21 protein-coding genes are annotated in these 25,472 nt (G+C 56.2%); 11 read left to right on the top strand and 10 right to left on the bottom strand.

The window, feature by feature from the left end:
- The first annotated feature begins 249 nt into the window (after positions 1–249).
- The 4 genes from OLTU_RS23395 (at position 250) to OLTU_RS23410 (ending at position 5,497) form a co-directional block, all read left to right on the top strand.
- Positions 250–2,157: a c-type cytochrome domain-containing protein gene (locus OLTU_RS23395; RefSeq protein WP_141735170.1), complete on the top strand. Its 1,908-nt coding sequence runs from the start codon at positions 250–252 to the stop codon at positions 2,155–2,157.
- 495 nt (positions 2,158–2,652) lie between these two features.
- Positions 2,653–3,177 (top strand): hypothetical protein, encoded by a 525-nt coding sequence (locus tag OLTU_RS23400; RefSeq protein WP_141735171.1) that lies wholly within the window; start codon positions 2,653–2,655, stop codon positions 3,175–3,177.
- A 165-nt stretch (positions 3,178–3,342) separates the two neighbouring features.
- Positions 3,343–4,563, top strand: a complete 1,221-nt coding sequence (locus OLTU_RS23405) for a hypothetical protein (RefSeq protein ID WP_141735172.1) — start codon at positions 3,343–3,345, stop codon at positions 4,561–4,563.
- 64 nt (positions 4,564–4,627) lie between these two features.
- The gene (locus tag OLTU_RS23410) at positions 4,628–5,497 is read left to right on the top strand and encodes a hypothetical protein (protein WP_141735173.1); all 870 of its coding nucleotides are present in this window, start codon (positions 4,628–4,630) and stop codon (positions 5,495–5,497) included.
- 4 nt (positions 5,498–5,501) lie between these two features.
- Here OLTU_RS23410 and OLTU_RS23415 read toward each other — a convergent pair whose 3' ends face one another.
- The 4 genes from OLTU_RS23415 to OLTU_RS32970 form a co-directional block, all read right to left on the bottom strand.
- Positions 5,502–6,374 carry a TIGR02147 family protein gene (locus OLTU_RS23415; RefSeq protein ID WP_176736891.1) on the bottom strand — a complete coding sequence of 291 codons (873 nt, stop codon included), beginning with the start codon at positions 6,372–6,374 and terminating at the stop codon, positions 5,502–5,504.
- A gap of 140 nt (positions 6,375–6,514) precedes the next feature.
- Positions 6,515–7,042: a hypothetical protein gene (locus OLTU_RS23420; RefSeq protein WP_141735175.1), complete on the bottom strand. Its 528-nt coding sequence runs from the start codon at positions 7,040–7,042 to the stop codon at positions 6,515–6,517.
- Positions 7,039–7,578, bottom strand: a complete 540-nt coding sequence (locus OLTU_RS23425) for an RNA polymerase sigma factor (protein WP_218110218.1) — start codon at positions 7,576–7,578, stop codon at positions 7,039–7,041. Before OLTU_RS23425 ends, OLTU_RS23420 begins: the two co-directional genes overlap by 4 nt.
- Before the next feature lie 327 nt (positions 7,579–7,905).
- Positions 7,906–10,428 carry a collagen-like domain-containing protein gene (locus tag OLTU_RS32970; protein ID WP_176736893.1) on the bottom strand — a complete coding sequence of 841 codons (2,523 nt, stop codon included), beginning with the start codon at positions 10,426–10,428 and terminating at the stop codon, positions 7,906–7,908.
- Between the two features lie 328 nt (positions 10,429–10,756).
- Between OLTU_RS32970 and OLTU_RS23445 the strand changes: the two genes are divergently transcribed.
- Complete coding sequence (locus OLTU_RS23445; RefSeq protein ID WP_176736894.1) at positions 10,757–12,757, top strand: M13 family metallopeptidase; 2,001 nt, start codon at positions 10,757–10,759, stop codon at positions 12,755–12,757.
- Positions 12,758–12,840: 83 nt separating this feature from the next.
- Here OLTU_RS23445 and ahcY read toward each other — a convergent pair whose 3' ends face one another.
- From ahcY to OLTU_RS23465, 4 genes are all read right to left on the bottom strand, one after another.
- Positions 12,841–14,202 carry an adenosylhomocysteinase gene (gene ahcY, locus OLTU_RS23450; protein WP_141735178.1) on the bottom strand — a complete coding sequence of 454 codons (1,362 nt, stop codon included), beginning with the start codon at positions 14,200–14,202 and terminating at the stop codon, positions 12,841–12,843.
- The gene (locus OLTU_RS23455) at positions 14,189–15,199 is read right to left on the bottom strand and encodes an ArsR/SmtB family transcription factor (RefSeq protein WP_141735179.1); all 1,011 of its coding nucleotides are present in this window, start codon (positions 15,197–15,199) and stop codon (positions 14,189–14,191) included. Before OLTU_RS23455 ends, ahcY begins: the two co-directional genes overlap by 14 nt.
- Positions 15,200–15,335: 136 nt before the next feature.
- Positions 15,336–16,097 (bottom strand): ABC transporter permease, encoded by a 762-nt coding sequence (locus tag OLTU_RS23460; RefSeq protein WP_141735180.1) that lies wholly within the window; start codon positions 16,095–16,097, stop codon positions 15,336–15,338.
- The gene (locus OLTU_RS23465) at positions 16,094–17,032 is read right to left on the bottom strand and encodes an ABC transporter ATP-binding protein (RefSeq protein WP_439956696.1); all 939 of its coding nucleotides are present in this window, start codon (positions 17,030–17,032) and stop codon (positions 16,094–16,096) included. The genes OLTU_RS23460 and OLTU_RS23465 overlap by 4 nt, the downstream gene beginning before the upstream one ends.
- A 141-nt stretch (positions 17,033–17,173) precedes the next feature.
- Here OLTU_RS23465 and OLTU_RS23470 point away from each other — a divergent pair, with 141 nt between their 5' ends.
- The 5 genes from OLTU_RS23470 to OLTU_RS23490 all read left to right on the top strand — a co-directional run bounded on the left by OLTU_RS23470 (position 17,174) and on the right by OLTU_RS23490 (position 23,088).
- Positions 17,174–19,486 (top strand): adenylate/guanylate cyclase domain-containing protein, encoded by a 2,313-nt coding sequence (locus OLTU_RS23470; protein WP_176736895.1) that lies wholly within the window; start codon positions 17,174–17,176, stop codon positions 19,484–19,486.
- 134 nt (positions 19,487–19,620) lie between these two features.
- The gene (locus OLTU_RS23475) at positions 19,621–20,697 is read left to right on the top strand and encodes a discoidin domain-containing protein (protein WP_141735183.1); all 1,077 of its coding nucleotides are present in this window, start codon (positions 19,621–19,623) and stop codon (positions 20,695–20,697) included.
- A gap of 183 nt (positions 20,698–20,880) precedes the next feature.
- Positions 20,881–21,612 carry an energy transducer TonB gene (locus OLTU_RS23480; protein ID WP_141735184.1) on the top strand — a complete coding sequence of 244 codons (732 nt, stop codon included), beginning with the start codon at positions 20,881–20,883 and terminating at the stop codon, positions 21,610–21,612.
- A 70-nt stretch (positions 21,613–21,682) separates the two neighbouring features.
- Positions 21,683–22,258, top strand: a complete 576-nt coding sequence (locus OLTU_RS23485) for a hypothetical protein (protein ID WP_176736896.1) — start codon at positions 21,683–21,685, stop codon at positions 22,256–22,258.
- Positions 22,259–22,371: 113 nt separating this feature from the next.
- A complete protein-coding gene (locus tag OLTU_RS23490) occupies positions 22,372–23,088 on the top strand; it encodes a hypothetical protein (RefSeq protein WP_141735186.1) in 717 nt (238 codons plus the stop codon).
- 46 nt (positions 23,089–23,134) lie between these two features.
- Here OLTU_RS23490 and OLTU_RS23495 read toward each other — a convergent pair whose 3' ends face one another.
- Both OLTU_RS23495 and OLTU_RS23500 read right to left on the bottom strand, forming a co-directional pair.
- Positions 23,135–23,503, bottom strand: a complete 369-nt coding sequence (locus OLTU_RS23495) for a hypothetical protein (protein ID WP_141735187.1) — start codon at positions 23,501–23,503, stop codon at positions 23,135–23,137.
- Between the two features lie 196 nt (positions 23,504–23,699).
- The gene (locus tag OLTU_RS23500; RefSeq protein ID WP_141735188.1) at positions 23,700–24,638 is read right to left on the bottom strand and encodes a polysaccharide deacetylase family protein; all 939 of its coding nucleotides are present in this window, start codon (positions 24,636–24,638) and stop codon (positions 23,700–23,702) included.
- 158 nt (positions 24,639–24,796) lie between these two features.
- Here OLTU_RS23500 and OLTU_RS23505 point away from each other — a divergent pair, with 158 nt between their 5' ends.
- Positions 24,797–25,471, top strand: a complete 675-nt coding sequence (locus OLTU_RS23505) for a class I SAM-dependent methyltransferase (protein ID WP_141735189.1) — start codon at positions 24,797–24,799, stop codon at positions 25,469–25,471.
- The last annotated feature ends 1 nt before the right edge of the window (position 25,472 follow it).

A 25,472-nucleotide genomic window follows, 5' to 3' on the forward strand; every position in this document is an offset into this window, starting at 1 on the left:
ATAAATTTAAATCGATTCGATGTTCGAAAATCATATTCAAAATTATTTCTAAAGTTTTAAACAGCTCCTTCGGGCTTTTCACCAGTTTTTCAAAAATTTTGCACTAGGACTTAGCATTCTTACTGTAATAACAGATTGATATTCTGGAATTTTTATGGGGGAGCTAAAGAAATACCAACTTCTACCGATAATAATTTGCATACGAGGTCAACGTAGGAAAAAACCCTAGAGCTTGGAAGGGTCGTGGACATGAGAACGAACAGTCTAATCAGCCTTTGGATTTACATTATTTTCCTGGTGGTGGGTTGTGAGAAAACCCCGAAAGCCCCTGGACTTGGTACCAACCCGTACAATACAGGTAACGCTCAGGCGGTGCCGACAGGTACAGGCAATCAGCAAACGGGGACTCCTGAAACCCCTTCCGACAATCCTGTGGATCTTCAAGCGGAAGCTCTGGCTATTCTTGATAAGGCCTGTGTCAGCTGTCATAGCGCAACCAACATACAGGGCAACTTCGGAAGTCTGGATAACGTGGAAGCCATGCTCGCGAGCGGACGATACTTAGTGGCAGGAAGTCCCGAGCGTTCCTTGGTTTACACGAAGCTGGCTCCCGTCGGCAATATGCCGCCTTCCGGTGCTTTGAAACCTGAGGAAGTGGCGACCATTAAGAACTGGATCAGCAGTTTGAAAGCGGTTCAGGTGGTTCCTCTGCGCGATACGCAGGTCCTCGACATCATCCAGCGGGACATTCAAACGAATGTGTCCGTCGCGGATCAGGATCAAATTCGTTACTTCAGTTTCCATATCCCCAATAACGTCGGTACCAATGAAGCCGGCCTCGAAAGCATGCGCAAGGCTTTCTTCAAGGTGGTCAACAGTCTGTCCCGCTCACCCGTCCTGGTGAAGCCGGTGGCTGTGGATCCCAAGAAATTGATCTATCGGCTGAAGCTGGATGAAATGGGAATCCCGGTGCAGTTGTTTGAAGAAGTGATCACCGATTTCTATCCCTTCAGCCAGCAGTTCGTCAATAACGTGTCGGATGCGACGGCGATCCAGGCGGCTCAGAACGATCAGTCGCTGCGTACCGCGACGGGTTCGGCCAACTACCTGATCCGTGCGGACTGGTTCATTGCCACCGCCACGCTGCCTCTTCCTTATGAACGCCTCCTGCAGCTCGGTGCTGACCAGGCGGAACTCGATGCCCAGCTCGGCGTCAATATCGTGGACAACCTGGCCAACGATCGCGTGCTGCGCTCCGGATTTAAAAACTCGGGCGTTTCATCGCAGAACCGCATGATCGAACGTCATAGCCAAAACAATGGGCTTTCCTACTGGATCAGCTATGACTTTGCTCGACTGGACCAGATCGAAAACCTCTTTGCCAATCCACTGGGACCGACGGGGACCAGCCCGTCCAAGGCCTTCCAGCATGATGGTGGCGAGATCATCTTTCAGTTGCCGAACGGAATGCTGGCCTATCGTCTGGTCAACAACGCCGGTGTAATCCTCGACAAAGGGCCTACCAGCATTGTGAAGCAGAATGATGCCCCATCGCAGTTCCTCTCGGCCATCGTCAACGGCGTGTCCTGCATGAACTGTCACCAGGCCGGCCTGCTCTATAAGAAGGATGAGGTCCGGGCCTTTGCCCAGGCTAACATCGCGTCCTTCTCTCAAACTGAAGTGGAAAGAATTCTGACCCTCTATCCTGAAGAACGCATCTTCAAGGATGCGATGGATAAGGATAACGCCTTCTACTACAATGCGCTCAAGCAACTGGGAATCGATCCCAAGACTCCTGATCCCGTGAACCAGGCCTTCCGCTTCTTCAATCGTTCGATGAGCAAGAACGATGTGAAGGAAGAGCTGGGAGTCAGTGAAGCGGTCGTCGATAGCCTGCTGCAGAACGAGCCCTATCGGACCCAATGGGCCTCGCTGAGAACCCAGGGCTTTATTTCCCGCCAGGAATTCAGCCTTCTGCAGAACCAGGCTCTGGAACAGGCTCGTATCGAAATCAACGTGGCGGCCCCTGTGGTCGGTGACTTCCTGGCGACTCCGGACTGCATGTTCGCGAGCCAGGTGCAGATGGACAACTGCCTGATCCAAAACGTTGATGGTTTGGCTTTAGCCCCAAGCGTGCCGCAAGGCAGCTCGAAATAGAGAGAGATAGAGTAAGAGAGAGAGAGTCCCTTACCCCAAGCTGCGGAGCTTTTCTCCGTAGGCCATAACCTCCTTGATAAGTATTCCTCAATTCACGCCTTTCCCCAGGGAAAGGCTTTTTCCTTTTGGTCTGACTCTTGCTCTCTATCTCTCAGAACCCGACCATATGCCGCTAAAAAGCCTGATTTCCAAATCGCTCCCAAAGCACTTTCATCCATGATTTTCCCCCATTAGTCCTGAAGCCTTGCGATCCCAGGGCGGCTCTTCCGCGTTGGACCCTGGGCAGCGCAGAAAAAATGCCATGAAATTCAAGTCCTGGATTTTCACAGGGGTTGGGGACCGATTTGGTTCGACAATCCTGCACAAGGGCCGCTGGCCAGTGGCTCGCCCTGAGTCCTTGATGCGAAAGGATTTTTTCGGCAGAGAGCTTGAGCACGGCTGTTGCAACTCCCCAAGTGTCAACCGTCAGTTCATCAACGAGGGGGAGAGATTCGCATGAAATATATGAAGGTGATGATCCTGGTTCTGCCGGCCTATTGGGTGCTGAACGCCTGTGGCGCCAGACCCGATCCAGGCGCTGTTCAGAAGAGCCCGGCCGCGGAGACCGCACCCGTGGTGACAGCCTCCGAATCGAATGACAGTCGCCAGACCGCGGACAGCACCGCCGTCCCCAGCCCGAAGGTGGACATCGCCGACCTTCAGGCTCAAAAAGCGGACCTGGAAGCTCAGAAAGCCAGCGTTCTGTCCCAGCAAAAGCAGATTGAAGAACAAAAGGCTTCGTTTGCCAACCCAGCTGATTTGAACGGAGCCGCTTTTGGCGATTTCATGGCCAACGCCCAGGCCATGGCTGTCATCGACCAGGCCGTGCTGGATGATATCATCCAGGCTGCCATGGATTTGGATCCAGCCGCCCTGCAGGATGCCATTCTCGATTTGATTGCAAACCTCCAGGATCTTGCCGCTGACCTTCAGGCCCAGATCGATGATCTGGCCGCCCAGATCGCAGCGGCCCAGGCCTGATGCTTTGAGGAGAGTAAGGTCCGAACTACGCTCTCGGTTATCTGTTTAGCCTTAGCTTGCATAACGACTGCGGGTCCCTGCGACCCGCAGTCTTTTTTTACCTTGCGAGCAAAATCGCCGATAGGGGAAACGCAGTGCCCCCGACCCTGGAAGAAGGATCTTTTTATGGCCGGCAAAAGTCGAGAAGGCTGGAAAAAAGCGCTGATCGACGAAACCAAAAAAGAGATCAAAATCGAGCTTGATCAGGTTCTTAAGGAATCCGGCGAGACCGAGCGACTGAACTTTATCCTGGAGCAGATCCAGCTGCTGGATGTCGCCAAGGATTCGGTGAGCATGCTGCGGCGTTTCATTTTCATCATGTCCGCGCTCGTGCATCACGAGCGTTTCGGAGGTTTGGGAAAGAAACAAATTCACGACCTTTCGAACCTCGGGGAAGCCATCCTGCGAGTGGCCGGCGTCAAGCCCGGGCATTCACCGATCTCCTTTTTATATTCCGAAATGCACTCGGTGATGAGCGACATTCATCTCGGCAACGCGGAGTTCCTGCCCTCGCTTTGGGAGAGGCTGCTCAGCGCGCACATGTCGGCCATGCCTTCTGAACACATGGCGAGGCAGAACCTGGGCATCGGCATCAATGCCCTGCGTCTGGGCAACACCGCCCTGGCGATTGAATTTTTTCAAAAAGGTTTGCGTGAAACCGAGGAAAGCCGGACTCTGGATCGCCTGCGCCTCTATTTGATCAAATCCACCCGGCTCTCGGGCGCCATCGCCGAAGCCAATCAGATCGTGGAGCAGTATGCCTCGCAATTGACTGACCCAGCCTGCATTCATGAGCTGCACTGGGAAAAGACCTGCATTCAGGCCAGCCAGACCCTGGATCTCAGTCCTCTGTTTCAGCTCTCGCAGGACGGCGGTTCCCATTATACGAATACCTATCCCCTGGAACTGTTTTTCTGGGCCTACGCGCATCCGAAAACGTCATGGTCCAAACGCCTGGACAAACTCTCGAAGCTGACCCATGGGCTGGATGTGCAAAGAAACAGCGGTTTTTATGCGTTGGCGCAAAGTCTGGAGCAGGCTTATGACACCGACATTCCTTTCGCCAAACGGCTGTCCGATATCAAGCGCGTGATTACCAAAATCGAGGTTTTGCGTAACATCGACCAAAGACTTTTGGTCTGGCTGGCACTGGCCCGCTGGCTCCATCGGAGCAATCATCGACAGATCGCCGCCATCGTCCTTTATGAGTACATGTCCCTGAGTCAGAAGCTGAGCTTTGGCCGGCACCTCGATGTCCTGCGCCTCGCGGAGGATCTTGTCCGTGTATATAGCCCGGGTGGCGATGGCTCGGTGGATACAAACACGCAGGACTCCTCCAATCATTAAAGTGATTTGCAAGATTTTCTCAGGCCGGGGCCCTGAATTGCCGATACGTTCAAGGGAGGGCACCATGCAGAGTATGAAAGCATTGATCCTTTGTCTTGGAATGGTCGGCAGTCTGCAGGCCTGTATGCCCAGCGGTTTTCTGGAAACCAAACCGAAATCCGCCGCCTCACAACAGGCGGTCCTCGATCCCAAAACCCAATCCAACGATCGTCCGACGGAAACCGGTGCCGGTGTACCAGGTTACCTCGTGAACTGTACGGATATGAACGCCGCCGGTGAACTCGTTCAGGTGGGCTGCAGCGTGGCGGACAGCAGTGGCAAACGTGTCCAGGGCTCGGCTGACATCTGGAACCGTTATGAGATTAAACTGTCACCGAGTGCCAATCCCAATATCAAGGTCAGCAAGGAATCGGCAGCCGCAGGCACCCCGTGGGATGTGATCTTCGCATTTACCGGTGCGCCGCTCGCCGAACTGCGTCTGGCTGCAATGACCAGTACCTACAGCTATAGCCAGCCTGATGACAAAGGTGAAACCGTCACAGTGGAAACGCCACCGGTTGTGGCGCCGCCCAGTGTGCCCGCGCTTCCCTATCAATCCTGTCCCAACGGAGTGCTGGTGGAAGGCATTTGCTTTGTCACGGTTTTCACCTCATGCACGACTTACTGTTCGAATGAGCAATTGACTGTTCATCCCTGGGTGGTCGAACGCTATGGATCCGGCGCCGCAGGCAATCGTGAAGCCTGTGCCCAGCTCTATAAGAAATTCCCCGATTACATTCCTATCATTGGCGATGGCGAAATCAGGGATGTGACCACGATCCTGGGCCTCGGCTGTCACCGCGCCGTCACCGGTCAAGCCTTCTTCGACTCGACACCGACCGATCCTTCGAAAGCACCATTTTTAGGGTATAGCCGCATCTGCGCCTGTCAGTGATGCGTCAGGATTTTTTAATCTTCTGGCGACTGAGAGGGAAGAGCTGGAAATTCACCTGGTACACAGCATCCGGGTGGCTTTCCGCTTCCGCCATGCCGAGCAGCTTTTTACGCAGCGCACTGATTTCCTTTTTCAACTCGGGCAGCTTGTCTTCCGGAATGGCGATGGAAATGGCGCTGATATCCCGCAGCGCGGCATCGACCGACGTCAGGGATTCCTTGCCGAGATCAATCATCTTTTGATGATAACGAATGATGGCCAGCGAGGCGATTTCATCGCCAGTGCTGACGCGATTGCGGGTGGGTATCAAGCGGCCGCTGGTTTCATCCTTGCGCAGAAGATCCAAACGCTGGAGCAGCTCGAGGCTTTTGCGGGCCTGCTCGGGTCGGATCCTTGGCGTCAGCAGCGCGGCCAGATCCTTCGGCTCCTCGGTAAAATATGGGGTAAACGCCAGCTCATAGATCGCGACATTGAACCATTCGGTAAAGAATTCCAGCTGATCATGGCTGGCCTCGGAATGCACTTCCTTGGTCTTGTAATGCAAAAGGTTTTGCATCAGCTTTTCGCGTTCAATCGGATCATGACTGTTTTGAAAGTCGACCAGCTGCTCGAAGTATTTGCGTTCATTGGCGCGCATTTCGAAGGCGCTGCTGATACGGTCGGCGGCTTTGCCGGTCAGTGGTCTTTTGCCTTTGATGATCAAATGAATAACGTTGGTCTTGGAAAATCCAAGATCTTCGGCATAGGTGAGATAGGAATAGGTTCCGAGTTCCTGTTTTAAAGCGAGGTAAACGGCCTGCAGAAACTCGCGATAGTCGAGATACCGGGTGACAGGCACACGGCTCGCGATCGCTTGTATCAGTTTCGGCCTCGACATGAGCAACACCTGTAGAGATGGATCTGTATACCTTATCGGCAGATTTTTTCTGCACATGAGATCGGCGCTATCCCAGGGACATAAAGGGCGAAATTCGTGAAATGCGTTTCGCGAAATCAACTTTCCTGCCCATGCGGGTTTCACCCGCGCTGCGGCTTGAATCGCGGCTGTTTCAGAAGCCAGGCCGCAAACAATTCCATCGTATACGGTGTAAGGATCGCTGCCAGAAGCCAGATGATACGCCAGGCCCAGCCATGCGGATCATCGGACAGAAGGAGCAGGGCCGTGCTGAGAAGAGGCACAAGAGCCGGCAGCCAGCCCATGCGAAAGATGAGAAAGCGGTGCTGAAATCGCGAGAGATAAAAGAAGCTCACCAGCGTCGGCGAAAAGCCAAAGATGAAACCGCACAGAATCGGGCACCAGGGATCGGGCATGGTGTGGATGAGGGAATTCATTTTCCAGGCCAGCGGCGAAAGCCCGATGGAACATTGCGCGCAGATCATAAGCGAAATCACATAGCCGAGCGCGGCACCTGCCCCATACGTGAGCGAGAGTTTCACGCGGGAGGCCACGAGATCCTTTTCTATGATGTCCGGCACAGGGGCCGCGGCATCCACGGGCCCCTCGCTCCTGAGGAATTGCTCCAGATCAGCAGGATTCATCGTCATGAGTTGTCCCCTCCATCCCCGAAACGTCGCAGCTTCTGTCGGGCCCGTTCATAGATTTTTCGCAGCGCCACTTCGCTTTTGCCGGTGGTCTGAGCCATTTCCTTGAAGGACTTTTCCTGGAAAACCCGCAGCTCCACCACCTGTCTTTGTTCCGCGGAAAGCGAGGCGAGCATGGCGGCACTCCCGGGTTCCGTCTCCGCCTCTTCCGGGCTCGTTGTGACCTCGGTCCTGTTCTGCCATTCCTGTTTCATCTTCATCAGACTTTGGTTCTGCCGCATGATATCGATCACGCAGTTGTGAACGATGGTAAAGAACCAGGGCAAGGCCGGACGCCCGCTTTCATAGCGATGAATGGAATGATGCAGCCGCAGAAAGGATTCCTGTCGAACCTCTTCGGCGGCCTGCGCATTCAAGCCTTTGGCCTGGGCATAGCCCAACACCCGTCCGGCATGCCGGCGGTAAAAGCTGCGAAAGGCTTCCGCGTCACCTGCAAAGTACTGATCCAGCAGATCCTCATCACTCCGGTTATCCACCACCAGGACTCACTTTCCGCAGTGTATACGAAGCTCCGGGCTGATCTGTGACAGGCCAGAATAATAGTTTGAAATCAATGGCTTGCACATTATGAAGAGCGGACGCGACAGCTTGAATGGATCGATTCAGAGAGCGGCACATGGCGTTCCTTGCACAGATGGCAGAGGAAACGATTATGGTCCTGGCCGCGGCCGGGATCAACGATCATTTGCGGCAGGGAGAGGGAACGATTTGACCCCGGCCGCAGCCGGGATCAGCAATGGCTTCACAGTGACGGCAGATGGCACAGAGGGAACGAAAATATTCCCGGCCGCAGCCGGGATCAACCATCAATTGTTTCCTTGTTCGAGAGCCTCAAGGCGCCGCAGAATATCGGTCAGATCCTGCGCCGGACCGGTTTCACCGCGCGGACCACGTGGACCTTCAGGACCGGGATCACCCTTGTCGCCTTTCGGACCTTGCGGACCGGCTTCACCGGGCGCTCCACTTTCCCCGCGAGGACCTTTGGCGCCTTCCGGTCCTTGCGGACCGACGTCACCCTTGGGACCTTGCGGACCGGCGGGTCCGGTTTCACCTTTGGGACCGGCAGGACCTTGCGGACCGATTGGACCTACGGCTCCCGTGTCACCTTTGGGACCGGCGGGACCGGCGGGACCGGTTTCACCTTTGAGACCCGTGGGACCCTGCGGACCCTGATCCCCTTTCGGACCGATGGGACCGGCGGGACCTGTGAAACCCTGATCACCTTTGGGACCGGCGGGACCAGCCACACCAGGATCACCTTTATCACCCTTGGGACCGGCCGCACCGGTATCACCCGTTTCCCCTTTGGGACCGGCAGGGCCCATGGGTCCTGTTTCACCCGGCGCACCGGTGGCTCCGGTTTCACCGCGTTCCCCTTGCAGACCCTGCGGACCAGCATCACCCTTGGGACCGGCTGGACCGGTGGCACCTGGCAGTCCGGTTTCACCGCGTGGACCGCGGGGACCATCCGCGCCGGTATCACCTTTGGGACCCTGCGGACCCGTGGCACCGACCGGACCTATATCACCTTTGGGACCCATGGGACCGACAGGACCAGCATCGCCCTTGTCACCTTTGAAACCCTGAAGACCCTGCTCACCGCGGGGGCCTTGAGGTCCCATTGCTCCGGTATCGCCTTTTTCCCCTTTGGGACCCTGGCTGCCCTGAACTCCGGGTTCACCCTGATCGCCTTTATCGCCCTTGGGACCGGCGGCACCGGTCAAACCCTGAGGCCCGATTTCCCCACGCTCGCCCTGAGGACCGGTCGGACCCATAGGACCTTCCGCACCGGTATCGCCTTTGTCACCTTTCAAACCTTGCGGACCCTGCGGGCCGGTTTCACCTTTGGGACCCTGCGGACCCATGGGACCGATGTCACCGCGATCCCCTTTCGCACCGGGCAGACCCGTGGCGCCGGTATCACCCTTGTCCCCTTTATCGCCCTTGTCCCCTTTGGGACCGGTGGCACCGATGGGACCTGGATCACCCTGAGGACCGGTTAAACCTTGTGGACCGGTATCACCGCGATCCCCTTTATCGCCTTTTGGACCGGCTTCGCCGGGAGCGCCGGGCGTTCCCTGAGGACCCGTATCACCCTTGTCCCCTTTCAAACCCTGCGGTCCGACCGGACCCCGTTCGCCCGTTTCACCCTTTTCACCCCGAGCGCCTTGCGGACCCTGGGCTCCCGGATCACCCTTGGGACCGGGCAGACCCGTGGCGCCGGTATCACCCTTTTCTCCACGCGGGCCGACGTCGCCCGTATCACCTTTGGGACCGCGGGCCCCGGCTTCACCCTTGTCGCCTTTATCACCCTTGGCACCGGCGGGACCGGCGGGACCCTGCGCCCCGGCAGGACCAGGCAAACCGGTGGGACCGCGTTCCCCTTTGGGACCCTCATCCCCCATGGCACCCTTGGGACCTTGCGAACCTTGAGGTCCGGCCGGTCCTTCCGGTCCGCGGGGACCTTGTGGACCTTCCGGTCCGCTGGGACCCATGGGACCGACTTCACCGCGGGGACCTTGAGCCCCAGCTTCTCCACGTGCGCCTATCAAACCCTGCGGGCCTTGCGGACCAACTTCGCCGCGGGGACCCTGAGGACCCGTGGGACCCTGTGGGCCTGTAGCACCAGGGGTTCCGGCCGGGCCCTGGGCACCGGCTTCGCCTTTGCCGCTGAGCGGCGTGTATTCGAGATTTTGTTCCGTGTCGCCGAGAGTCACGGCCAGCGACAGCGATGCGGGATCATAACGTTGAATGGAAGCATCGATGGGCAGCTGCTTGCCGAGCATCAGCACCATGCGACAGGATTCATTGAAGATCACCTGATGCGACTCCGGTCCCCAGAGGACCCGTCCGCCGGAACCTTCACGGATCAGGACCGAGACCGTTTCCGTACACTGGCTGCTGCGACAGCCGCAGTTGGGCTCCGCGTAAACCACGACCCCCATGCCGGCGGCCTGGATGCGGAAGGCCTTTTCCGCAACCTGCGAGGGATAAAGGCGTTCGCTTTTTTCGCGCGTGCCGCTTTCATTCCAGTCAAAGACCAAGGAAACATTCGGAGCATAGTCCCCGGTGGCCACCACGGTTCCCGAGCATTTCCAGCCACCATCCGCGTTGCCGACGCAGTTGACGTTGCCGAAGTCGAGCTGGGGATTCATATAGAGATGTTTGCCATCCCACAGGGCAGCCCGTTCAATCAGCCAGTCGCGGTCCTGATGGAGCCTTTTTGATTTAAGATTGATCCTGAATCGCAGATCCTCGGCCCACGCAGAACCGCTCAGGAACAGCAATGCGTAAATGCATAGGATCAGTTTGCCTGACAAGCGCATCATGCTCTTTCCTCCGATTGAGTATCAGCCTTTCGGAACATTTCCGCCGCGATCTGCTGAAATTTTGATCATAAGATTTGGAACACTTTCCAAAAGCATCAAAATGGCCTTGTTCTTCGGCGCAAAAATTTTTCCGCTCCGGAGCGGGTTTTTCAGGCTTGGAATCCACCCGCCGGGCAAAATCTGCCTGGGTCCGGCAGGCCGCCTGGGGATTTCGTTTGGGAGCCTGTCCGGGTGCGGCATTTATCCGGTTGGTCTTGGCCAAGGGTTCGTGTATTTCTGGTTGGATTCCGCTCGGTTCAATGGTTTCCGGTCACCTTATGGAGTTTTCATGATACGTTGGTCCCTTCCCCTCGCTTTGTGCAGCCTCATGGCCGCCCCTCATGGTGTCATGGCAGCGCTTCCAACCAAAGCCAGCAGCGCCATTCCCGAGCGCCGCGAATTTCCGGTGAATGAGAGCATCAACCCCTGCGTTGATTTTTATGCCTATGCCTGTTCCAAAGCGGTCGATTCCTTTGCCCTGCGTCCCGATCGTTCGAGCCATACCTTTGCCTTTGATGATTCCGCCGAACGCCTTTTGGAAAAGAAAAAAAGCTTTCTGAAGACGATCGCCGCCGCAGCGCGGAAAGGCACAAAACTTCCGCCGCGCTCGCAGACCCTGGCGACGGTTTACAATGCCTGCATGAATCCGGCGGCTGGCGCCAGAGAGGAAAAAAATCGGCTCGCGGAAGCATTGCAGCGCCTCGCGACCATCAAGGATCATGCGGCCTTCAGTCGTTTTCTGGCGGATGAAAGGAAGCTGGCCCGCACGAGTTTCCTTGGCATCGGCAATCTCGCCAATCAAAGTCAGCCCGATGTTTACGATTTTTATTTTGTCGCGCAGGCGATGAGTCTGCCCGAGCGTTCCTACTACGAAAACCCCGAGGTTCGCACCGCTTTCAAAAAAATTCTGGTGCAGTTTTTCCAGACCATCGGCTCCAAAAAAGCCGAGGCCGAAGCTCAGGCCGTTCTGGATTTTGAATCCGGCTTTGCCAGGGTGAGTCCTTTGCCTGCGGAATGGCGGGACATCTGGGTGCAGAAAACGGCCATCAGTCGCGCCGATCTGGTGAAAAAATATCCGAACTTTCACCTGGAGGATTTTCTCCCCCAAATTCCGGAAACGACTCTGATTCGCCACTTCACACCGGACGCTTACGCCTGGCTGCAGGATCGTCTGGCCCACGAAAATCTGGAGACGCTCAAGTCGGTTTACCTCTTTTCCAGTCTCGGCCCGCTGCTGGATGATGCCTTCCCGGAATTCAAGAGGGCCTACTATACCTTTGGGGTGAAGCAGCTCGGAGCGCCCAGGGTTCGGCCCGTGCGGGAGGAGCGCTGCACCATGGCGGTGATGAACAGCTTCACCAAGGAGCTGGATGCGGAGCTGCTGCCCCAGGTTTTCCCGAACTTTCCTGAGGAAAAATTTGTGGCCCTCGCCGAAGAGGTCCGGAAATCCATTATCCACGGCATCGGCAGCAACCCATGGCTGAGCGAGCAGGGCAAGGCCGGAGCCCGGGACAAGATGAGCCAGGCGCGTCTGCAGCTGGTGAAGCCACGCAACGATGCCGAGTGGCGTTTCAATCCGGAAGCGGACTACAGCCTGACCCAGCCCAATGGCAACTTTGAAAAGCTGCAGGCCAAACTCCAGGAGCGCGCCCTGGCCGAGCTGAAGCAAAAACGTGATTCGAATGTGTGGGAGATGGGACCTTTAACCGTCAATGCCTACTACAGTCCGGATGATAATAAGTTTGTGATGCCGATCGGCATCCTGCAGTATCCCTTCTATGATCCCAGCCTGCCCCTTGAAATCAACCTGGGTTCGGTGGGCGCCGTCATTGGTCATGAACTCGGCCACGGCATTGATGATCAGGGCGCGCAGTTCGATGCCTCAGGACGCCTGAAGCAATGGATGACCGATGCGGATGTGCAGAACTTCAAGCAGCGGGGCCAGCTCTTCGAACAGCAGTTCAATCAAATTGGTCATAATGGAAAGCTGACTCTCGGGGAAAACATCGGGGATCTGACCGGGGTGACCTTCGCCTGGCGGGCGGCCTTTCCGGATGGGAAAGGCACCGATGAGATGAAGCGGGCCTTCTTTTTGCAGTATGCCCGCGTCTGGTGTGGCGTCATGCTGCCGAAGCAAAAGGAAATGCGTCTGAAAACCGATCCGCATGCTCTGGGCTGGGCGCGGGTGAATCAGCAGATGAAGAATCAGCCGGAATTTGCCCGGGTGTTCCAGTGCAAGCCCACGGATGCCATGGTCCTGCCGGAAAAGGATGTGGTGAGGATCTGGTAAAAAACAAAGGCCCGTCTGACGACGGGCCTCACTCAAGGAAACCGGCTGCTCCTAAGGGCAGCTGGTTTTTTCGTTTTGGGATCTTAGTATTTGTACTCGTCGCCTTTGAAGGGACCTTCAACCTTGACGTTGATGTACTTCGCCTGGTCCGGAGTCAGCTTCGTGATCACGCCGCCGAAACCTTCGACCATGTTACGGGCCACTTCCTCGTCCAGTTTCTTGGGCAGAACCTTGACGGTGATCGGCTCGCTCTTCTTGTCAGCCCACTTCTTCTGATAGAGGTACATTTGCGCCAGAACCTGGTTGGCAAAGGAACCGTCCATGATACGGGAAGGGTGACCGGTGGCGTTGCCAAGGTTCACAAGGCGGCCTTCGGAGAGCAGAAGGATGAAGTTTTCCTCGTCCTTGCTGTCGCGGAAGATCTTGTGCACCTGAGGCTTCACTTCCTGCCATTCGAATTTTTCGCGCAGGTACTTCGTGTCGATTTCATTATCGAAGTGGCCGATGTTACAAACCACAGCGCCCGACTTCACATGGGTCAGCATGTGCTTGTCGCACACGTTGATGTTACCCGTCGTGGTCACGATCAGGTCGGTGTTCTGCAGGAGCTCCTTGTTGATGCCATCTTCGGTGCCGGTGTTCACGCCGTTTTTATAAGGCGAGACCACCTCGTAACCGTCCATGCAGGCCTGCATGGCACAGATAGGATCGATCTCGGAAACCTTGACGATCATACCTTCCTGGCGCAAGCTTTGAGCCGAGCCCTTGCCCACATCACCGTAGCCGATGACCAGAGCTTTTTTACCGGACAGCAGCATATCGGTACCGCGCTTGATCGCATCGTTCAAGCTGTGGCGGCAGCCGTATTTGTTGTCGTTCTTCGACTTGGTGATCGAGTCGTTGACGTTGATGGCGGGAACTTTCAGTTCGCCTTTTTCCATCATTTCCACAAGGCGGTGTACGCCGGTGGTGGTTTCCTCGGTGATGCCGTGGATTTTGTCCAGCAGCTGAGGATATTTCTGGTGAATCATGGCGGTAAGGTCGCCGCCGTCATCGAGGATCATGTTCACGTCCCAGGGCTTGCCATCCTTCAGGATGGTTTGCTCGATACACCAGTCACCTTCCTCGACCGTCTGGCCTTTCCAGGCATAGACAGCCACACCGCGGGCCGCCATGGCCGCTGCCGCGTGATCCTGGGTCGAGAAGATATTACAGGATGACCAGCGAACTTCCGCACCCAGGTCGATCAGGGTTTCGATCAGAACCGCGGTTTGGATGGTCATGTGAATACAGCCGATAATTTTTGCGCCTTTCAAAGGCTGCTCGGCGCGATGCTTGCGGCGCAGACCCATCAGGGCCGGCATTTCGCGTTCGGCGAGCTTAATTTCACGGCGGCCATAATCGGCCAGCTTAATGTCGGCGACTTTATAATCAACTTTGGACATCGTCGGTTCCTTTCCTGAGACGAAATAGCTTCAACTGAATTTGAAATCCGTTCTTCAAACCCAGATAGAGACTCTGATCTTCCATAAATCCGGCATCAGCGGCCCATTCCTTGAGGTCCTGGGGGTCGAAGCCCAGCCAGACATCACCGCACGAGGCACGGGTCCATTCCTGATTGTGTAAACACAGGTCGGCAATCACCAGACAGCCCTGGTCCCTCAGGAGCCTGGCCACCTTTTGAAAGGCCTGACCTGGTGACGCCATATGGTGCAGAACCATGTTGAGCACCACAGCATCCAGCTCTCCCGCGGCGGCGTCATAAGCCTCCAGCGAGGATTGTACAAAGCGAATGCGATCCTTCGCCGGCATATGCTTGCGCGTCAACGCCAGCATTTCCTCGGAGTTATCCAGCGCCACCAGATGATCGAAGCGCCGGGATAATTCGAGCAGAAGTTCCCCCTGCCCGGGTCCCACTTCCATGACCTGACTCGACCGCGGCAGATCCATGAGGTCGAAAATTTCGCGCAGGTTGGGCAGATACTGATTCAGCTCGCAGAGCATGCCCTGGTTTTCCAAAAACTTGTCCGCGTGCCGCTCAAAATACTGGCGCGACTGAGCCGACCGATCTTCGTAAACCTCAAGGATGCGCCGCGTGGTTTCCGCGCTCAAAGCCAGCTCATCAATGGTGGCGAAGAGACTATGGAGAAAATCGTGGAATTCCAGGCCGCTTTTCAGGAGCGTGCGGCGATAGAATATACTGTTGCCCTGCCGGCGCGTGGCCAAAAGGCCTGCCTTGTTCAGGATCTTCAGATGATGGCTCATCCCGGGCTGCGGCATGGCAAAGATCGTCGCCAGCTCCTGCACACCAAAGGAATCATTGCTCAAAACCCGCATGATATCGAGCCGCAAAGGATCCGCGACAGCCTTGCAAATGGCCGCCAGCGAGCTGCTGGTCAGCGCCGGGCTGCCACGCTTCGATGGGCTGGATGTCGCGAGCATGTCCAAGGTCGATTCCTTTTTGGGGTCAACGCCATCGATCCTACAGACATATCGGAGGGATGTCCAATCTATATTAATGTTTTTTTATATTCAAAATGTTTTATGCTAATAAGTCATTGATTTTTCATAAGTTTTATCAAGTCTTTATGCGATATCCGGTACGGAAAATGAGCCAGACAGCCAGCAGGCTCAGCAGCAGAAATACGCCCGTCGTCGCCAGGCTGACCCCGACACTGACGTCCGCGTGGCCGTAAAAGCTCCAGCGAAACCCACTGACCAGGTAAACGACCGGATTAAAGAGAGTCACCTTCTGCCAGAGCGGAGGCAGCATGCTGATGGAATAAAAGCTGCCGCCCAGAAAGGTGAGCGGCGTGATGATCAGCGTCGGCACCACCTGAAGTTTTTCAAAACCATCCGCCCAGATCCCGATGATGAATCCAAACAGACTGAACGTCACCGAGGTCAGCACAAGAAATGCCAGCATCCAGATCGGATGCAGAATGGTGAAGTCGACAAAGAGCCGGGCTGTGATCAGGATCACGGTGCCAAGGATAATGGATTTACTCGCCGCGGCTCCCACATAACCGCACACGATCTCCATCGCGGAAATCGGTGCCGAGAGGATCTCGTAAATCGTGCCGGAATACTTCGGCATATAGATGCCAAAGGAGGCATTGGAAACACTTTCCGTCAGAACGGAAAGCATGATCAGACCGGGCACGATAAAGGCTGCATAGCTGATCCCATCGACCTCAGCGATCCGCGAGCCGATGGCGGAACCGAACACGATAAAATAAAGCGAAGTGGAAATGACAGGAGTCGCAATACTTTGAAAGATGGTGCGAAAGAAACGGGCCATTTCAAAAGCATAGATGGCACGGATGGCATAAAAGTTCATGAGCGCCCCTTGACAAGTCCGACGAAGATTTCCTCCAGGGAACTTTCCTTGGTATGCAGATCCTTGAAATCGATACCATGCTCACCGAGCCGCCGCAGAATATCCGCGATCCCGGTCTGTTCCCCTTGCGTATCAAACGAATAAATCAGCGTGAGCCCATCGGCACTCAGCTCCAAATTCTCCTGCGCCAAGGCCGGCGGCAGGGCACTGAGCGGGGCCTGAAGACTGAGGGTCAGCTGCCGCTTGCCGAGCTTCCGCATCAGAACTTTTTTGTCCTCGACCAGAATGATCTCACCCTTGTTGATGACGCCGACGCGATCGGCCATCTCCTGGGCTTCCTCGATATAGTGCGTGGTGAGGATCACCGTCACCCCATTGGCCCGCAGGCCTCGCACCATCTCCCACATCTCGCGACGCAGTTCGACATCGACGCCCGCGGTGGGTTCATCCAGAAACAGGATCTGCGGTTCGTGGGACAGGGCTTTGGCGATCATTACCCGCCGCTTCATGCCGCCCGATAGGGTCATGATGCGATTGTCTTTCTTTTCCCAAAGGGTCAGATCCCGCAGTATTTTTTCCAGCCAGGCGGGATTCGGAGCCTTGCCAAATAGCCCCCGGCTGAAGCTCACCGTGCGCCAGACGCTTTCAAAGGCATCACTGGTCAGTTCCTGGGGCACGAGCCCAATCTTGCGCCGCGCCGCGCGGTAGTCGCGGACGATATCATGCCCATCCGCCTGCACAAGGCCTTTACTGGGATTCACGATGCCACAGATGATATTGATGAGCGTGGTTTTGCCGGCCCCGTTGGGTCCGAGCAGGGCAAAGATTTCGCCGCGCCTGATTTCAAGATTGATGTTGCGTAATGCCTGATGACCCGACGCATAGGTCTTGTTCAGGCCGCGCACTGAGATTATCGGTTGATCCATTCCTTGCATGCCTTTATCTGCGGCAGGGTTGTCCTCGTCCTTTGGCACTCTACGGCAAAAGCTGCCCCCCGGCAAGGTCCGCTCCTTGTTCCAGGGCCAAGCCCCGATTACGATGAAGGGAGGATGGGATCAGTCCAGCACGAGGATGGTATGTCAGGAGTCCAGAACAAGTCGCGCCGCACACCGGGGTATGTGACCCTGGCCGCGGCGGGGCTGATTAGCCTGCTTTTTGCCCTGGGGGTCATCCAGTCCCTGGAGGAGAAGAGCGTGCGGCCTCTGGAATTCAAACTACGCAGTTTTCTGCAGAAGTCGCCCGGCCTGGACCCTCGCCTCAAGATTTATTCCTTTGACGATTCCACCCTGCGCTTTGTGAAAAAACCGGATCTGGAGTTTGAACTCTGGCTCAAAGTGCTGCAGGGCATCGACGCCGCCCAGCCGCGGCGGATCATGATCGACAAGATCTTCAGCGTGGTGGACACACAAAGTTCACCCACGGACATTCAAAAGGAATTTGAAAAAATTTCAACCGAGGTGGTCACCGCGGTTTACGCCGCACCCAATGTCATCCGCTTCAAACCGCCCCTTCCTGCTGATTTTAAAGGATTTGAACTGGCCCAATGGACCGGGGATAAGGTTTCCCAAAGCGATCTCGCCTGGCTTCCCCAGCGGGCCGGTTATGTTTATGGGCCGGATCCTGAACTGCTGTCAGGCTTTCATCGCTTCGGTCACATCATCTATCAGGATCATGGGCACGTGAATCTCTTTCACCGCTATGATCCCGCGCATGCCGTACCGCACTGGAGTCTTTTGGCCGCGGATCAGATGCAGCTGCATGCCGGGGGTTTGAGAATCAACGGCCATGACGTGCCGCACGTTCAGGGTCAGGTGGCTGTGAACATGCTCGACGCTGCCGTGCTGGAACGCAATATCTATAGCATGGCGTCGGTGATCCATCGGGTCCGCGCGGGAAAAAGCCTCGATCGCATCCGTCCGGATCAGCTGGTGATCCTTCTGCCAGGCATGTTCACCGGCAACACCGATATGGTCGAAACACCAATCGGCCAGGTTCCCGGTTCCTATGTGGTCCTGTCGATGATCAACAGTGTCCTGACCGGGCAGTGGATTCACACCCTGCCGAGCAGCCTTTGGGAAATTGCGCTCTTTGCCCTGTTCGGCTGGCTTCTGACTTTCCGCTTTCATCCGATCATCACGCCTCTTCTGCTCCTGGTCACCCTCGGCCTGACGGTGGGAGGTGGGCTTTTGGCCTTTGCCTTGAGCTCCTGGCAGCTGCCCTGGCTTTCCGCCTGCCTGGCCCTGGGCACCTCCGGGCTGGCCAATATCCTCTGGATTGCCATGGCCCGCGTGCGTGAGGCGCAAATCATCACCCGGGCGATTTCCGGTCTCGTGCCGCAGGAGCATATCCAGGCCCTGGTGAAGGGGGAGAAGGCGCTGGAATTCGAACCCACCGGGCATGTCGTGAGCATCATGTTTGTGGACATCGTCGGCTTTTCCCTGACCACCAAAAAACTGTCGGCGAGTGAAACCTTTCAGCAATTAAAATCCCTGCTCGGTGACATGACCGAGATCGTGCATCGTCACCAGGGAACCATTGATAAGACCCTGGGCGACGGCCTGCTCTGTTTCTTTGGTTATAATGTTCTCGGGCAGCCCAGCGCGCAGCATGCCGACCAGGCCGTTCGCTGTGCGATTGAAATTCAGCGGCATGTTTTCCAGCTGAGCCTGAAAGCCTATGACGCGGGCCAGCCGCTGTATCCCTTGCGCATCGGTATCAACACGGCCTCGGTGTTCATCGGCAATATCGGCAACCGGCAGCGTTTTGACTTTACCATGATCGGGGATGGCGTGAATTTCGCGGCCCGACTGGAAACCGCCTGCGCGCCCTTCAAAATCATGATCGGTCCGGCCACCAAGTCCCAGCTCATCGCCTTCAGTCCCGATCATCCCGCGATGCAGAAGCGCCATGTGATGGTCAAGCACACGGCTGATCTCCTGGAAGCCTGGGAAGTGAATCCGTTTTACAAAACCGGTGATGACATCGAGCGACTGGAAAAACTCTACTGGAGCTTTGCCGGGTTTTATCAGCGTGAGGAGCGCTATCCCGTGACCGCAGGCAGCACGTTTCGCCTGTCCAGCAACGTGGGTCGCTTTCAGGTTCTGAACTATTCCTACTCCGGCATGGGGCTCAAGAGCGATATGTTCCTGGCCCATGGCGTGGTCTTCACCGTTACCCTGGAACCCGAGGATGCCAGCCTGCAAGGTGAATTGCATCACTGGGGGCTGACCTCATTGATTGTGGAAGTCTGCTGGGGTGCGCAACGCGGTGACGGATTTGAACACGGCGTAAGATTTGTGGGCCTCAGTGATGAACAGAAGAAGCGCATCTTTTCCCTGCTGCAGGCGCGTATGCATCCGGTCCTCCGTCGCAGCTCGACGGGCTCATAAAAATCCCTGGCAATCTTAAATGTTCCCCCTTTTGGCTGACATTTCCCGCCCCTGAGGGCCAGGCTTACACCGCATTGTGCAAGGCCGATACGTAGAGATCGACTCCCGAGAAGAAGCCAGCCGAGGATGCGCCTATGCAATCGTTGACGAAACTGCTCTGCGTCGTTCTATTGATGCATGGATTCGCCACGGGCTGTGAGAACCCCAAGGATGACCGTCAGCTGCCGTCGTCCGATGACGCAGGCGAGGAGCAGCTTGCCAGTTCACCGGTGCCGGTGACCGGCTCGTACCTTCGCTGTGCCTACATTGAAGATCCCACGGCCACGGCCACCACTCCGGTGGGTTGCAACCCCTATGATGCCAACGATCAACTTATCGACCTCGACATAAGCGGGACGGATCCGCGCTGGACCTATGACAGCCGTCTGGTTGTGACCTTTAGCAAAAACTATGTCGATCCCCAGGGCGTGCGCTGGCAGGGTCGCTTTGATTTTGCCGGCGCGGAGGTCATCGATCGCGCCACCCAGATTCTGGAAACCAGGGTCACGCTCACCTTTAACAAGGATGGGCAGGGCGAGACGATCACGCTGCAGGATAAACTGCGCAACATCCTGATGGAGCTGGCCGAACATCGTTATATCAAGATCGCCTACCAATCCATTCATATGAATGCTCCGGTGATGACCGGAATGCCGGATGTCGCGACCTTCGAATTCAAGGTCAATGGCGTCTGGGAGCCGTTGACGATCAACCTGGAGACGCTGGATATGACCGCCCGCACCATGCAGTCGAATCGTATGGACTTGCGATTCAGCGGCAGCGAGGCGGATTGGAAAATGTATCTGAGCACCGGCCTCGTTCAGGATCTTCTGGATGTTCTGTCCAACCAGCCGGATGCGCTGGCCTGGTCGACAGCCGTCGGCGGCATCTGGACCTTTGATCCCGATTCATCGTTTCAGAATCAGGCGCCCTATGATTTGAAGGATCCGGGTCGTCCCATCGAATTGATGATCGACATGGGCATCAGGAAACGCTTTCATGGTTTCCGCATCGACGGCGGGCGGGATAATCCCGGCCGGACTTTCCCCAATGGCTTTCCGGATCGCTTTTACTTTCTCTATTCCGACGACGGTCTGAACTGGACCAAATTCGACGACAGCGAAGTGGTCCTCGCCGACCGCAGCAATCTTGAATGGTCGTGGAATAGGTAACCTCCCCTGAAATAGCCTCTCATCACGGCAGGCAGGCCAGGAATGGCCCGCCGCAACTGATGATATTGAGAGTGATTTTACCGCCTTTCTTAAGATTTCACCAAAAATTCCGATAGGGCCTGGGGCTCTCGTGTTGCGCGAAATGATTGGAGCGGCAGCGGGATTTTAGTGGAGTGGGATCCTATGAAACGCATGATACAGGTTCTGGACCGGCATGCCACCGTACTGGCATTGGTTGGATCGATCTTACTGCATCTCACCGTGCTGGTGGTGATGCGCTGGCAACCGAGTCGCTCGGAGCCCATCATCGTTGAAAAACCGCCGGTGTCCCGCATTCGGATCCTGGCCAATCCCAACGGCAATCCACGTGCTGCCGTCACGAAAACGGAAGTGAAGGCCCAGCCGGTGGCCAAACCCAAACCCAAGACCAAGGTCAAACCCAAGCGCAAACCCAAGCCGAAATCCAAAGTCAAATCCAAGGTGGCGAAGCGCAAGCCAGCCAAACCCGAAAAACCGGTCGCCGCGGAAACGCCGCCACCTGCGGCCAACACCGCACCGCGGAGTTATGGGGATAACAAGGACATCGGCATGGTGGGCACCGGCATCAGTAACACCAAGGGCCCGAGTGATCCTGGTGCAAGTTCCGACTGGTTACCCATTGAGCAGATCAAACCCAAAATGCCCCGCGAGGCGGCTTTGAAAGGCATCGAAGGCTTTATCACCTTCCGCTTTGATATCGACGAGAACGGCCGCGTGGAGAATATCAAGGTCGTCGACGCCGAAAACCGTTCCGTCTTTGAAGCGGAAGCCCGGAAGGCCGTGCGCAAATTCCGCTATCGCCCGCGGCGGATCAATGGACGGCCGGTGCGGGTGGTTGGGCACTCCTTCACCGTGGTTTTCAAGCTCACCCATTAAGACGCCCCTTCTTAGGCTCTCTTCACGGATTCCTGCTACAATGGAATCCTTGACATGGAAGGGCAGCCTTATGAAAAAAATCATACTGATTGGTCTCGCGATCGCCACCACGCTCGGGGTGGGCTATTTCCTTTATCAAAAATCCCGGCCTGCGCCGGCGGATGAGGAGATGCTCGCATCTCCGGCCACGCCGCTTACTCCTGAGGGTGAGGAGCCGCTTCCGGGGGAAGATCCGGCCACACTCCCGGATCCTGAAATGCCGGAACCGATCGCGGCGCCCGAGCCCAAGGCTCAACCCAAGGCGGCCTCGGGACACTTTGAAATGTCACGTCCCGACGCGACTTATGACGACGCCAATTCCAGCGATAATCCCGGTTATGGCCGGGCCCGTGAAAAAAGACTCTGGGAAATCTTCAAACGCGACAAGGACCTTGCCCGTTCGGTCCTGGTGAAAAAAATTCACTGCCGGGTCGATACCTGCATCATCGAAGCGGAATCCAAGGACGGTGACGCGGAACGCTTTCAATCTTTGCTCTACGCTTTGACCAAACAATATCCCTGGATTGGCAACAAAATCGATGTCACGACCCCGGACGGCAATCCCCTGAAAGGTCGCTTCGTTTACTTCCAGGAGATCCCCAAATAACTGTGCCCCTCCGGGGACAGTCAGTCGGCAGCTTTCCGCCTCTTCATTCCTTTGCCACAACTCCGATCCCGATGAGGAGTCGCAAGACTCCTTGATCATCACAGGAGTACTGTATGCAAAGAAAGACAGTCTTGTTCATCATCTTCATCTGGCTCGTATGGCCTCAGAAGCAGGCCTGGGGTCAAACCCTCAGTCAGGTCTATGGCGACAGCCTCACCAAACAGGCCCAGACGATTTACGTCAAGGGCACGGCGGGCATGACGACCTTCGACAGCGAAGCCGCCGGCAGCAAGGAAACCCGGACCACCAGTGAAATGGAATTTGGCGGCTGGATGGGCGAGTCGCGCATCATGGGTCTGAAGGTGGGTCATGCGTATCATGATGTGCCTTTTGAATTGAACCAGGCGCATTCCCGTTCCGCCATGACCGATGTGCGTCTCCAGGCCCGCGTCTGGTTTCTGCAGCCTTCGCTTGGGATCTCGCTCACGGAATGGGATGTGAGCGGTGCGGAGGAATCCATGGTGGGGCTGTTTGCAACCGGGATCAATGCCGGTCTGGGGCTGATCATGAACCTGCATAAGGGCCTTGTTTTCCAGGCTGATCTGATGCGCGTGACGAGCCTCAGAACCTTCGACAAACTGGACAAGGGTTCGGAGCTCGGCGATCGTGAGGATGCGGATGCGCATTTCGCTTTTGATCTGACCGAACGCATTGTGGATTTTGTGGTGGGCTATCGGATGCGACAGTATTCGGTGATCGTCGACGAAGAGGAATTTCAGGAATCCAGTCAGGGCGCTTATGTCGGCCTCAGACTCGGCTATTATTTCTAAAAAAGAAAGCGGCGGGCGCCTGAGACCCGCCGCATGAAACCAACCGTCAACGAACGAGAGTATAGCCTTGCTCACGTGCACCAGCCTCGGAGGCGAAGCACTCGCGCACGTCCGACTTCTCGGCGCTCAGCATCGTTTCATAGCCTGGACTGTCCTTGGCGTAATAAACTCCGCGACTCTGATCCGCGGCGACAGGGCAGGCGACCGCTTGAATCGCGCGGCCCGCTTTTTTCGCACCCGTGGCCACACCTTCAGCCACTTCACGTCCGCCCTGCTTGATGTTCTCCCAGCCTTCCTTGAAGTGCTGTTTGGTGTCAGACGTTTCCGTTTCCCCCTTGCGCGTTTCCGCGGCATTGGTGGCTGCATGCGAGCAGCAGGCAAGGGCCAGAAGTGCCGGTACAAACAGTAATCTCATGTTCAACGTCCTTTTTCCCATTGAAAGTCCCAACCGGACGTAGCTTCCGGTTGCCAAATGTCTTGCAAGGATCGGGCAAAGTATCGAAATGCGCAAGAGTACGGCGGACAGCAGGCGTGATGATTAGACGAAGGTACGGCGGATTTGTAGGGAAAAGAGGACAGACTGTCCTCCTCCTGCGACAGCCACTCGGGCTTTATAACGTGAAGGGAGGCACCACAAATTCCACGGGCAGATTTTCCTTTTGGCTCAACTCCACAATCGCATCGATCCCCTGACGCAAATGCGGCAGGTATTTTTGAGCTGTTTCCTGATGGAAGCCGATGGAAATATAAATATCCTTGTCGCGATTCTTTTTCCAGAGTTCCACATTTTCGCGGAACGTCTGCGCAATCACAGGACCCGTAACATAATCGGCGAGGCAGCCGTTGTTCGGCAATTCAAGGATGGAAAGGCCCTGACCCAGAGGAACGCGATAAGGCTGGCTGGTCGCTGTCGTCTGCGGCCAGAGTCGGGCCACAACAGGATACAGCAGCGTTTTGCCCCAACGTTCCTTCAAATAGGCGGCGGACGTGGCGGAAGAATCCAGGGTGATGCCCTCCTGCGCTAGAGCCCGAAACACATGGTTATCCGCCTGCCAGGCCCCGGCCCGGAAACTGCGCGGCCGATCAAAGCCCTGCTTGACCAGCGTGCGAATGCTGAAGCGAATCAGCTTACGCAATTCCTTGCCGGTATAGGCAGCCATGTTCACATCGTGCCCGCAGTCCGGCTCACACTGGCTTAAATCCAGCGGACCACGAAAGGCCGGCTCAGTCCGAAACTTCACACCTGCGGCCTGCACGAAACTGCGCCAGGGGTGGATATGCAGACCATGCTCATCGCCCGCTCGCAGGACCGAACGGATGGCTGCGGTCGTGAGCCGGGGCTCGGCATCAGCTTTGGTGTAATAGGCGGCATTCAGGAAATGCTGCAGCGGAATCCGCGGATAATCATGACGAAAGTGCTCCATGGCCGCCAGATTCTGGGGATCGAGATTGCGTCCTTCCCAATCCACACTGACCACGACACGCAGGGCCGCTCCCGCCTGGGTTGGCAAAGCCAGCACGAGGAGGAGCATGAGGAACTTCAGATTCATAGGGCATCCTGTCCAAAGTAAAACCAGGCCCTCTTTGTACAGGACTTGCCAGGCAGCCTCAACCGTCAGATTCAGGGCGAACCAGGTCAATATCGTCTTTTCCAGGGAAAAATGTGATTTTCATGCTATCGTTTCTGAACCTAAAAAAGGAGCCTCGAATGCGTCGCCTGCTCGTGCTTTTACTGCTTGGAAGCCTTGTCAGCCCGGGCCTTTATGCCCGGGACACTTCGAAAACCTATATGGGCCGGGAGCTGGCCGATGTCATGGGGCCAGGCGGCATCGACTGGCTGGAACGGGACAGTCGGGAGTCCGAGGAAAAACTCACCGCGCTGGTGGGGGCGCTGCCTTTAAAGCCTGGCATGCAGGTCGCCGACCTGGGCGCGGGCAGTGGCGTCATCACGCGTCTGATGGCGTCGCGCGTTCTGCCGGGCGGGATGATCCATGCCGTCGATATTCAGCAGGAGATGCTCGATCGCCTCACGCAGCAGAATCAAAAGATGGGCATCAAAAATGTGAAAACGGTTTTGGGCAGCATCAAAAGCCCGAAACTGCCGCCAGGAACCATCGATCTTGTCCTGATGGTGGATGTCTATCATGAATTCAGTCATCCCTTTGAAATGATGAAAAGCACGAGTGAGGCCTTGAAAAAAGGCGGGCTGGTGGCGCTGGTGGAATATCGCGGCGAGGATCCCAAGGTGCCGATCAAGAAAAAGCATAAAATGACTTTGGCCCAGATTCGCAAGGAAATGGGCCGTAAGGAGCTGAACCTGGAATTTGTGCGGGTGGATAACAGTCTGCCGCGGCAGCATCTGGTGTTTTTCAAAAGACGCTAAT

The organism is Oligoflexus tunisiensis (genome assembly GCF_001748245.1).
GTDB classification, from domain to species: Bacteria; Bdellovibrionota_B; Oligoflexia; order Oligoflexales; family Oligoflexaceae; genus Oligoflexus; species Oligoflexus tunisiensis.

Coding starts and splice junctions, on each gene's coding strand:
- OLTU_RS23490 (WP_141735186.1), top strand. CDS start 22,372: ATGCAAAGAAAGACAGTCTTGTTCATCATCTTCATCTGGCTCGTATGG.
- OLTU_RS23465 (WP_439956696.1), bottom strand. CDS start 17,032: ATGCAAGGAATGGATCAACCGATAATCTCAGTGCGCGGCCTGAACAAG.
- ahcY (WP_141735178.1), bottom strand. CDS start 14,202: ATGTCCAAAGTTGATTATAAAGTCGCCGACATTAAGCTGGCCGATTAT.
- OLTU_RS23405 (WP_141735172.1), top strand. CDS start 3,343: ATGGCCGGCAAAAGTCGAGAAGGCTGGAAAAAAGCGCTGATCGACGAA.
- OLTU_RS23410 (WP_141735173.1), top strand. CDS start 4,628: ATGCAGAGTATGAAAGCATTGATCCTTTGTCTTGGAATGGTCGGCAGT.
- OLTU_RS23485 (WP_176736896.1), top strand. CDS start 21,683: ATGAAAAAAATCATACTGATTGGTCTCGCGATCGCCACCACGCTCGGG.
- OLTU_RS23445 (WP_176736894.1), top strand. CDS start 10,757: ATGATACGTTGGTCCCTTCCCCTCGCTTTGTGCAGCCTCATGGCCGCC.
- OLTU_RS23500 (WP_141735188.1), bottom strand. CDS start 24,638: ATGAATCTGAAGTTCCTCATGCTCCTCCTCGTGCTGGCTTTGCCAACC.
- OLTU_RS23395 (WP_141735170.1), top strand. CDS start 250: ATGAGAACGAACAGTCTAATCAGCCTTTGGATTTACATTATTTTCCTG.
- OLTU_RS23420 (WP_141735175.1), bottom strand. CDS start 7,042: ATGACGATGAATCCTGCTGATCTGGAGCAATTCCTCAGGAGCGAGGGG.
- OLTU_RS23400 (WP_141735171.1), top strand. CDS start 2,653: ATGAAATATATGAAGGTGATGATCCTGGTTCTGCCGGCCTATTGGGTG.
- OLTU_RS23470 (WP_176736895.1), top strand. CDS start 17,174: ATGTCAGGAGTCCAGAACAAGTCGCGCCGCACACCGGGGTATGTGACC.
- OLTU_RS23495 (WP_141735187.1), bottom strand. CDS start 23,503: ATGAGATTACTGTTTGTACCGGCACTTCTGGCCCTTGCCTGCTGCTCG.
- OLTU_RS23505 (WP_141735189.1), top strand. CDS start 24,797: ATGCGTCGCCTGCTCGTGCTTTTACTGCTTGGAAGCCTTGTCAGCCCG.
- OLTU_RS23415 (WP_176736891.1), bottom strand. CDS start 6,374: ATGTCGAGGCCGAAACTGATACAAGCGATCGCGAGCCGTGTGCCTGTC.
- OLTU_RS23455 (WP_141735179.1), bottom strand. CDS start 15,199: ATGCTCGCGACATCCAGCCCATCGAAGCGTGGCAGCCCGGCGCTGACC.
- OLTU_RS23480 (WP_141735184.1), top strand. CDS start 20,881: ATGAAACGCATGATACAGGTTCTGGACCGGCATGCCACCGTACTGGCA.
- OLTU_RS32970 (WP_176736893.1), bottom strand. CDS start 10,428: ATGATGCGCTTGTCAGGCAAACTGATCCTATGCATTTACGCATTGCTG.
- OLTU_RS23460 (WP_141735180.1), bottom strand. CDS start 16,097: ATGAACTTTTATGCCATCCGTGCCATCTATGCTTTTGAAATGGCCCGT.
- OLTU_RS23475 (WP_141735183.1), top strand. CDS start 19,621: ATGCAATCGTTGACGAAACTGCTCTGCGTCGTTCTATTGATGCATGGA.